General features: G+C 66.8%; 7 protein-coding genes. 5 read left to right on the top strand and 2 right to left on the bottom strand.

Annotated features, from left to right (window positions below; genetic code table 11):
- Positions 1-104 precede the first annotated feature (104 nt).
- A complete protein-coding gene (locus ACFV15_RS46780; protein ID WP_378359811.1) occupies positions 105-1589 on the bottom strand; it encodes an alpha/beta hydrolase in 1485 nt (494 codons plus the stop codon).
- A gap of 68 nt (positions 1590-1657) precedes the next feature.
- Entirely contained in the window at positions 1658-3166 is a 1509-nt protein-coding gene (locus ACFV15_RS46775) for an alpha/beta hydrolase (protein ID WP_378359809.1), read from the bottom strand.
- A 180-nt stretch (positions 3167-3346) separates the two neighbouring features.
- On the opposite strand from ACFV15_RS46775, the gene ACFV15_RS46770 reads away from it, so the two are divergent.
- The 5 genes from ACFV15_RS46770 (at position 3347) to ACFV15_RS46750 (ending at position 9155) form a co-directional block, all read left to right on the top strand.
- Positions 3347-4345, top strand: coding sequence for a LacI family DNA-binding transcriptional regulator (locus ACFV15_RS46770; RefSeq protein ID WP_378359808.1), 999 nt, complete (start codon positions 3347-3349; stop codon positions 4343-4345).
- A gap of 88 nt (positions 4346-4433) precedes the next feature.
- A complete protein-coding gene (locus ACFV15_RS46765; protein ID WP_378359806.1) occupies positions 4434-5795 on the top strand; it encodes an ABC transporter substrate-binding protein in 1362 nt (453 codons plus the stop codon).
- On the top strand, positions 5773-6720 hold the full coding sequence (locus ACFV15_RS46760; RefSeq protein WP_378359804.1) for a carbohydrate ABC transporter permease: 948 nt from the start codon (positions 5773-5775) through the stop codon (positions 6718-6720). Before ACFV15_RS46765 ends, ACFV15_RS46760 begins: the two co-directional genes overlap by 23 nt.
- Complete coding sequence (locus tag ACFV15_RS46755) at positions 6717-7571, top strand: carbohydrate ABC transporter permease (RefSeq protein ID WP_378359802.1); 855 nt, start codon at positions 6717-6719, stop codon at positions 7569-7571. Before ACFV15_RS46760 ends, ACFV15_RS46755 begins: the two co-directional genes overlap by 4 nt.
- Positions 7572-7580: 9 nt before the next feature.
- Entirely contained in the window at positions 7581-9155 is a 1575-nt protein-coding gene (locus ACFV15_RS46750) for a glycoside hydrolase family 13 protein (protein WP_378359800.1), read from the top strand.
- Positions 9156-9332 lie beyond the last annotated feature (177 nt).

Raw genomic sequence — 9332 nt, 5'->3', positions numbered from 1 at the left:
TGTGGCGGTTCTTCCATTGCTGCCCCCCGCTCCATATTTCCCGCGGATATAATCACTTGTGTGTTTCCCCGCGGGTTCTGGCCGTCGGGAACACTCACGAGTCCTTAACCCGGGAACCGCCGGGCTTGGATTTCGCGGATGGTCTGGTCGCGCGAGTGGTCCGAAGCAGCCAGCTCGGGTCCACAGTGGACGTCACCGGCGGGCTGGACACCGTCGACCAGGAACGCGGTCGCGACCCGGGAGACGCAAACGTTCGGCGTCAGCAGATAGGCGCCGTGCCCGCCCTGCTCGGCGGTGACCAGCCGGGCTCGGTCACCGAGCGCGGCACGCATCGCCCGCGCGCCCGCGATCGGCGTCGCCGGGTCGCGTGTGTTCTGGACGAGCAGCACGTTCGACGGCCCGCGGTCGGTGATCCGCAACGGCTGCTCGATCGGCTTGGACGGCCAATAGATGCACGGGAACACCGTCGACGGCCCGCCGTTGGTCAGCGGGTACCGCCACTTGTCGACGAGCACGTCCCGCTGGTGCTGGGCGATCGAACGGGGCCACGCCGTGTCCCCGCAGACGACCGACCAGAACACGGCGTAGAACGACTGGGGATCACCGGCCGGTCCACCTGAGACGGTCATCTCGCCGCGCTTGAGCGCCTGCCACTGCTGCGCCATCGGCACGAAGTTCGCGTCGCTGTACAGCCCGGCGCGCGTCTGCTCGCGGAAGTCGTTGCCGCCCTGCGGGGTCGCGTCGAGCTTCCCGACCAGCTCGAAATAGGTCGCGCGCACGGCGGCCGCCGAAGTGCCGAGGCCGTACTCCGCGTCGCGCGCGGCGGCCCAAGCCGCGAAATCGTCGAAGCGCGTCTCGGCGGCCGGTGCCCACTGCCGGAAGGCCGGGCGCCAGATGCCGTCGGGGTTGCTGATGCTGTCCAGCAGGATCCGGTCGGATTGTGCCGGGAACAGTGTCGTGTAGACCGCGCCGAGGTATGAGCCGTATGACCCGCCCAGGTACGAGATCTTGCGTTCGCCGAGCGCCAGCCGGATCCGGTCCATGTCGCGCGCCGTGTTGAGCGTGGTGAGGTACGACAGCACCGGGCCCGCGTGCTCGGCGCATTGGCCGGCCACCTGCTTCGCGTACGCGACGTTCGCGGAGATGTCGCCGTTGGGCGCGGGATACGGAATCGCCTTGCCGGGACGCAGCTGGTCCGGCGTCAGCGCGCAGGTGATGCGCGAGCTGTTTCCTGCGCCCCGCGGGTCGAACCCGATCAGGTCATAGGCGGCGGTCACGCTCGGCGGCGCGAGCTGGGCGATCATCAGCGGCATGTCCAGCCCGGACCCGCCGGGACCGCCGGGGTTGAGCAACAGCACGCCGCGGCGTGCGCCGGGGTTACCGCTCTTCAGCCTCGAGATCGCCACTTCGAGCGTGGGGCCGCCGGGCTTGCGGTAGTCCAGCGGGACCTTGAGCGTCGCGCATTCCAGCGGCGCGGACGCACAGGGTTTCCAGTCCAGTGACGGGGTTTCGGCGTTGGCAGGGGCAGGTGTCAGTAGCGCGACGGTGGTCAGCGCTGACACCAGCCCTGCGATCAAGCGGTTACGCATGGGATATGCCTACACGAATCGTGGGTGGTTATGAACGGACAGACCTGGACATAACCACCCACGACCGCTTACAGCGGGAACTGCTTGGACTGAATGTCCTGCACGATCCTGTCCCGCGCCGGGTCGTCGGCACGCTTGCTCAATTCGGTGCCACAACGGATGTCCCGCGCCGGGAGCCTCCCGTTGACCAGGAACGTCGTCGCCGTGTTGGTCAGGCAGGCGTTCTCCTGGAACAGGTACGCGCCATGACCACCGGCGTCCGCCGTGACCAGGCGGGCCCGGTCGCCCAGTGCCGCGCGCATGGCTTTCGCACCGACCAAAGGCGTCGCGGGGTCACGCTGGTTCTGGGTCAGCAATACATTCGACGGCCCGCGGTCGCCGATCCGCAGCGGCGGCTCGATCGGCTTGGTCGGCCAGAACGCGCACGGCCAGACGTTGGACGGCATGCCGGCGGTGATCGGGTAACGCTGCTTGTAGACGAGCACGTCACGCTGGTGCTGCGCGATCGAACCTGGCCACGTGGCGTCGTCGCAGGCAACACCCCACAAGGTGGCCAGCGAAGACTGGCCCTCGTCGCCGGGAGGCCCCGAGGGCGGCGGCGGTGCTTGGCCGCCCAGAAGCCCCTGGATCTGCTTGGCCATGATCGCGAAGTTGTGGTCGTCGTACAGCGCGCCGCGTACCTGTCCGCGGAAGATGTTTCCGGTGTACGAACCCAGCGGCGCCTTGTCGAGCTTCGCGGCGAGGTTCAGATAGGTCGCCCGTACCGCGGCAGGTGTCGCGCCGAGACCGTAGCTCGGGTCGCGCAGCGCGGCCCATTTCGCGAAGTCCTCGAACCGCTCTTCGTTCGAGGGACCCCATTGCTGCCAGACCGTCCGCCAGACCTCACGCGGGTCGACGACGCTGTCCAGCACGATCCGGTCCGACTGGGCAGGGAACATCGTCGTGTACACAGCGCCCAGGTATGAGCCGTACGAATAACCCAGGTACGAGATCTTCTTCTCACCCAAGGCGGCGCGGATGCCGTCCATGTCACGCGCGGTGTTCTGCGTGGTGATGAACGGCAGCACCTTGCCGGAATGCTCACGGCACTGCTTCGCCACCTGCTTGGCGTAGGCGACGTTCTCGGCGATGTCCCCGTTCGGCGCCGGATACGGGATCACCTTGCTCTGGTCCAGCTGTTCCGGCGTCAGCGCGCAGGTGACGGGCGAGCTCTTGCCGGTGCCACGCGGGTCGAAGCCGATGAGGTCATAGGCGTCGGTCAGGCTGGCTGGCGAGAGCTGCGCGATCGCCAGCGGCAGGTCGAGGCCCGAGCCGCCAGGCCCGCCAGGGTTGAGCAGCAGCGCGCCGCGGCGCGCCTGCGGGTTGGTGCTCTTCAGCCGGGAGACGGCCACGTCGAGCTTGGCGCCGCCGGGATTCCGGTAGTCGAGCGGCACGGTGAGCGTGGCGCATTCCAGTGGTGCCGGCAGTCCCTGGCAGGGCTGCCAGTCCAGCGCGGGCGCGGCGTTCGCGCTGGTGGCTCCCAGTGTCGAAGCGAGAATGAGCGCGCACATTCCCAATGCCATAAGGCGTTTTCGCATGAATTTCTCCCCTGTCGAGATAAGCCATTCCTAGCGGGACTTGCCTGGGCTCCGCCACGAAGTCACTCAGCTGCGCTAAGGGGTTCCCCTTACAACCTGAGACCTAGTTCTTCAGGACTACAGCAGACACGCGCAAGTACGCGCTCGATTCTTGCGCAAGTTTGCCGCATAATTACAGACATGACGCGTCGACTTGCCGAAGTAGCCCGCAAGGTCGGGGTCAGCGAGGCCACGGTCAGCCGGGTGCTCAACGGCCGATCCGGGGTTTCCGACAGCACCCGCACCGCCGTTCTCACCGCGCTGGACGTGATGGGGTACGAACGGCCGACCCAGCTACGCGGCGAGCGCGCGCGGCTGGTCGGGCTCGTGCTGCCCGAACTCCAGAACCCCATCTTCCCCGCGTTCGCCGAGATCATGGGCAACGCGCTCGCCCAGCAGGGCTTCACCCCGGTGCTGTGCACCCGCACGGCGGGTGGGGTCTCCGAGGCCGAGTATGTCGAGCTGCTGCTGGAGCAGCATGTGTCCGGCGTCGTCTTCGCAGGCGGCCTCTTCGCGCAGGCCGACGCGGTGCACACGCACTATCACCGCCTCGTCGAGCGCAAGATCCCCACCGTGCTGATCAACGCGGCCGTCGAGCACCTCGGGCTGCCGCAGGTGTCCTGCGACGACATCGTCGCGGTCGAACAGGCCGTCGGGCACCTGACCTCGCTGGGCCATCAGAAGATCGGGCTGGTGCTCGGCCCGCCCGACCACATCCCCTCCCGGCGCAAGCTCGCCACGTTCAAGACGTGCATCGCGAAGGCCGGGCTTTCGGACGAGTACGTCGAGCACGGCATGTTCTCCATCGAGGGCGGTCATGCCGCGACAGCGCGCTTGCTGCCCCGCGGCGTCACGGCCGTGCTGTGCGCGAGCGACCTGCTCGCGCTCGGCGCCGTGCGTGCCGCGCGACGGCAAGGACTTTCAGTACCGAGCGACGTTTCGGTGGTCGGTTACGACGATTCCGCGCTCATGAACTGCACCGACCCGCCGCTGACGACGACCCGTCAGCCGATAGAGGCGATGGGCCGCGCGGCCGTCGAACTACTGGTCAAGCAGACGAATGGCGGATCCGTCGCGGCCGAAGAGCTGCTCTTCGCACCCGAACTCGTCGTCCGGGGGTCGACTGCCCGCTGTCCATAACTTGCGAAGTCTCGTCCAACTCTTGCGGTGATCTGCTCGGACACTTTAGGGTGACTGCCATCACTCTGTACCGCGAGAAGAGGCACCCATGCAGAGCCTTCGTATCCGCAGAACCCTGGTAGTGGTGGCTGTCGCGTGCCTCGCGACAGCCACCGCCTGTTCGTCCGGCACCGAGGAAAAGGCGGCCGGCGGCAAGGTCAAAGTCACCATCACCGGCCAGCCGCCGCAGACGCAAGCCTTTGAGCGGCAGGTGTTCGACAAAGAGGTGGCCGAGTTCGAGGCATCGCATCCCGACATCGATCTCGAACCGCACGAAGGGTTCATGGACCCGAAGACGTTCTCGGCGAAGCTGGCGGGCGGTCAGCTCGAGGACGTCTACTACGTCTACTTCACCGACCCCGCCCAGATCATCGCGCGTCGGCAGGCGGCGGACATCACGGAAGCGGTGAAGACCCTCCCGCACATCAACGATATCCAGCCGCAATTGCTGGACAACTTCCGCGACGCGAGCGGCAAGCTCTACGGCCTCCCGACGGCCAACTACTCGATGGGCCTGATCTACAGCCGCCCGTTGTTCACCAAGGCCGGGCTCGACCCGGACAACCCGCCGAAGACCTGGGACGAGGTCCGCGCGGCCGCGAAGAAGATCGCCGCGCTCGGCAACGGCACCGTCGGCTACGCCGACTACAGCAAGAACAATCAGGGCGGCTGGCACATGACCAGCTGGCTGTACTCGCTCGGCGGCCAGATCGCGCGCAAGGACGGCGAGTCGTGGAAGGCCGACTTCAACAACGACAAGGGCAAAGCCGCGCTGAACCACCTCCGTCAGATGCGCTGGGAGGACGACTCCATGGGCAGCAAGCAGCTGCTGGAGGCGCAGGACGTGCAGCGCATGATGGGCGCGGGCCAGCTCGGCATGTACATGGCAGCCCCTGACAACATTCCGGTGCTGGTCAAGCAGTTCAACGGCAAGTACGAGGACTACGGGCTGGCCGGGCTTCCCGGCGGCCAAGGCACTCTGCTCGGCGGCGAGGGTTACATGGTCAACCCGAAGGCGTCGCCGGAGAAGATCAAGGCCGGGCTCACCTGGATCCAGTGGAAGTTCCTCAACCCGGACCGTTTCGACACCTACGTCAAGACCTTCGCCGATGGCAAGCAGCCGGTCGGCCTGCCCGCACCGCCCACCCCTGACATCTGGCAGGGCGCCGTGCGTGAGCAGCAGGAGCAGGTCAAGCTCAAGTATCAGAACGTGCCCGCGGTCAACTACAAGTCCTATATGGACACCGCGACCAAGATCAAGGGCAGCATCGAGCCGCCCAGCGCGCAGCAGATCTACGCCGCGCTGGACAGCGTGATGCAGGCGGTGCTGACCGACAAGGAAGCCAATATCGATCAGTTGCTCGCGTCGGCCGAGTCCAAGGTCAACAGTGTCCTCGCCCAGGTCAAGTAGTGTCCTCGAGCGGCCCGCGGCCTCCCCGCGGGCCGCTCGCCCATCCGCGAACCTGCGACTGCGGCGCAAGATCAAGGAGAACCTGACGGCGTACGGGCTCCTGTGCGCCGCGCTGGCCTGCTTCGCCGTGTTTTCCTGGTATCCGATCGTGCGCGGGGTGCTGCTCAGTTTCCAGCAGGTCGACTTCGTCAATGACCCGTCGTGGGTCGGTTTCGGGAACTTCACGAAGCTTTTCGACGATCCGCTGTTCGGTGTCGCCTGGCGCAACACTTTGCTGTTCACCGGACTCGCGCTGGTATTCGGGTTCTTCGTGCCGTTCCTGACCGCGGTGCTGCTCAACGAGCTACGCCACGCGAAGGCGTACTTCCGGCTGGTCGTCTACCTGCCGGTGATGCTGCCGCCGGTGGTCACCGCGCTGATGTGGAAATGGTTCTACGACCCGGGTTCCGGGTTGTTCAACCAGGGGCTGGACGCTGTCGGGCTGCCGACCTCGCAGTGGCTGGATTCCAGCACCACGGCCATGCTTTCACTGGTCTTCGTGTCCACTTGGGCCAATATGGGCAGCACGACGCTCATCTATCTGGCCGCGTTGCAGACGATTCCCGGCGAGCTGTACGAAGCTGCCGAGCTCGACGGCGCGGGGATGTGGAAACGGCTGCGGCACGTCACCTACCCGCAGACCCGGTTCGTGCTGCTGGTGCTGTTGCTGCTGCAGGTGGTCGCGACCATGCAGGTGTTCACCGAGCCGTACGTGATGACCGGCGGCGGGCCGGACGACTCGACCGTCACCGTGCTGCTCCTGCTGTACCGGTACGCGTTCGTGTACAACGACTTCGGCTCGGCCAGCGCGATGAGTGTGCTGCTGTTCATCGCGCTCGGCGTGTTCTCGGCCATGTACGTGCGGCTGACGAAGGAGACCTCATGAGGACTCTTGTCTCACCGTCACAACTGCGCAGCCGCAAGGGCAAGACCATCTATTGGGTCGTGCTGGTGCTGACGCTGGTGCTGTTCACGATCGCGTTCCTGTTTCCCTTGTACTGGGCCGTGACCGGCGCGATGAAGTCGTCGAGCGAACTCGCGAAGGTGCCGCCGACGATCGTGCCGGAGCAGTGGCATCCGGAGACCTACGTCCAGTCCTGGAAGGAAATGGACCTGGGCAAGTACTTCCTCAACACCATCGTGGTCGCGGGCGGCGCGTGGCTGGTGCAGCTCGCCGTCGACGTGCCCGCGGCGTACGCGCTTTCGAAGCTCCGGCCGAGGCTCGGCAACCTCGTGCTCGGCCTGATGCTCGCGACGCTGATGCTGCCGGCCGCGGCATTGCTGGTGCCGACCTACGTGACCGTCGCGGACCTCGGGCTGCTCAACTCCCCCGCCGCGATCTGGCTGCCTGCGGCGGCGAACGCGTTCAACATCTATCTGCTCAAACGGTTCTTCGACCAGATACCGGACGAGATCGTCGAAGCGGCCACGATCGACGGCGCCGGTCCGGTGCGGATCCTGGTCAGGATCGTGCTGCCGATGTCGCGGCCGATCCTCGCCGTGGTGTCGATCTTCGCGGTGGTCACCGCGTGGAAGGACTTCATCTGGCCGCTGCTGGTCTTCTCCGACAGCGGGAAGCAGACGCTGAGCGTGATGCTGCAGCGGGTGGCGATCGACATGCCGCTCAACCTGCTGGTCGCCGGGCTCGTGCTGGCCAGTGTGCCGATGGTCCTGCTGTTCCTGGCCTTCCAGCGCCACATTCTCGCCGGGCTCACCGCAGGCAGTCTCAAAGGATAGGAGGGGCAAGTGACCGACTCTTGGTGGCGTGGTTCCGCCATCTACCAGGTCTACATCCGCAGCTTCGCCGACGGGAACGGCGACGGCGTCGGCGATCTCGCCGGGGTGCGCTCGCGGCTGCCGTACCTGGCGGAGCTGGGCATAGACGCGATCTGGTTCACACCGTGGTACCCGTCACCGATGGACGACGGCGGCTACGACGTCGCCGACTTCCGCGACATCGACCCGGCGTTCGGCACGCTCGCCGAGGCGGAGGCGCTGATCACCGAGGCGCATGAGCTGGGGTTGCGGGTGATCATCGACATCGTCCCGAACCACTGTTCGGACGAGCACCGCTGGTTCCAGGCGGCGCTGGCCGCCGGGCCGGGATCGCCTGAGCGGGAACGGTTCTGGTTTCGGCCGGGACGTGGCCCCGGCGGTTCCGAGCCGCCGAACGACTGGCCTTCGCGCTTCGGCGGCTCGGCGTGGACGCGGGTGCCCGACGGGGAGTGGTACCTGCATCTCTACAGCTCGCGCCAGCCGGACTTCAACTGGGACAACCCGGAGATCAGGGCGGAGTTCGAGGACATACTGAAGTTCTGGTTCGACCGCGGCGTCGACGGCTTCCGCATCGACGTCGCCGACGGGCTGGTGAAGGATCCGTCGTTGCCCGATCTCGCGGCGGTGGAGGGATTTTCGCCGTTTTCCGATCTCGACGGGCTGCACGACATCTATCGGTCGTGGCGCAAGATCGCGGACAGCTACGCGGGCGAACGCGTGCTGGTCGCCGAGATGTGGCTGCCGGACATGGGCCGCGCCGCCCGGTACCTGCGCCGCGACGAGCTGCACTCGGCGTTCAACTTCGACTTCCTGGTATGCCCGTGGGACGCGTCGCGGTTCCGTGACGTCATCTCGCGGACGCTCGCGGCGCATCAGGAGGTCGGCGCACCCGCCGCGTGGGTGCTGTCGAACCACGACGTCACGAGACCCGTGACCAGATACGGCCGGTCCGGCGACACCGGCTTCAGCTTCGCGGACCGGTTGCACGGGACGCCGGTGGATCTCGAGATGGGCACCCGGCGTTCACGGGCTGCGGCCTTGCTGGCGATGGCTTTGCCCGGCGGCGTCTACGTCTACGAAGGCGAAGAGCTGGGGCTTTGGGAGATCGAGGACATCCCGGACGAGCTGCGGCAGGACCCCGTGTTCGCGCGGACGAAGGGCGCGGACCCCGGCCGTGACGGATGCCGGGTGCCGATCCCGTGGTCAGGGTCCGAGCCGCCGTTCGGCTTCGGCGAGTCTTCTTGGCTGCCGCAACCCGCGGTGTGGAAGGACTACACGGTCGAGGCGGAGTCCGAGGATCCCGGGTCGATGCTCAGCCTGTACCGGGCGGCGTTGCGGTTGCGCTCGGCGGAACTGGGCGACGGCTCGATGGAATGGCTCCCGTCGGAGCCGGACGTGCTGGCGTTCCGTCGCTCGGCCGAGTTCTCTTGCGTGGTCAACCTTTCCGGCGCACCCGTCGACATCACCGGCGAAGTGCTGCTGGCCAGCGGGCCTTTGGTAGACGGCCGCCTCCCCGCCGACACCGCTGTCTGGCTGAGGACTTAGGGGTCGTAAGTGTTGCGGGCGGGTTCTATTGTGCGGAAAGCCGAATGTGGCTGGCTGGTGAGGGATTCCTTCACCAAGTCCGGCGGGGGGCGCCCGCAAGCCTCGGGCGGGCTTGAGGTGAGGGGGCCGTGGGGGTGGTAGTTAGCACCCCACAGCCCCCACCCGTAAAGAGGGGGT

The organism is Amycolatopsis sp. NPDC059657 (assembly GCF_042734395.1).
GTDB lineage: Bacteria > Actinomycetota > Actinomycetes > Mycobacteriales > Pseudonocardiaceae > Amycolatopsis.
Note: the sequence above shows the minus strand (reverse complement) of the source record. Positions and strands in the feature narration are given on the sequence as shown.

Bases quoted from the DNA above. Each gene is read 5' to 3' on its own strand.
- ACFV15_RS46780 (WP_378359811.1), bottom strand. From the start codon at position 1,589: ATGCGTAACCGCTTGATCGCAGGGCTGGTGTCAGCGCTGACCACCGTC.
- ACFV15_RS46775 (WP_378359809.1), bottom strand. From the start codon at position 3,166: ATGCGAAAACGCCTTATGGCATTGGGAATGTGCGCGCTCATTCTCGCT.
- ACFV15_RS46770 (WP_378359808.1), top strand. From the start codon at position 3,347: ATGACGCGTCGACTTGCCGAAGTAGCCCGCAAGGTCGGGGTCAGCGAG.
- ACFV15_RS46765 (WP_378359806.1), top strand. From the start codon at position 4,434: ATGCAGAGCCTTCGTATCCGCAGAACCCTGGTAGTGGTGGCTGTCGCG.
- ACFV15_RS46755 (WP_378359802.1), top strand. From the start codon at position 6,717: ATGAGGACTCTTGTCTCACCGTCACAACTGCGCAGCCGCAAGGGCAAG.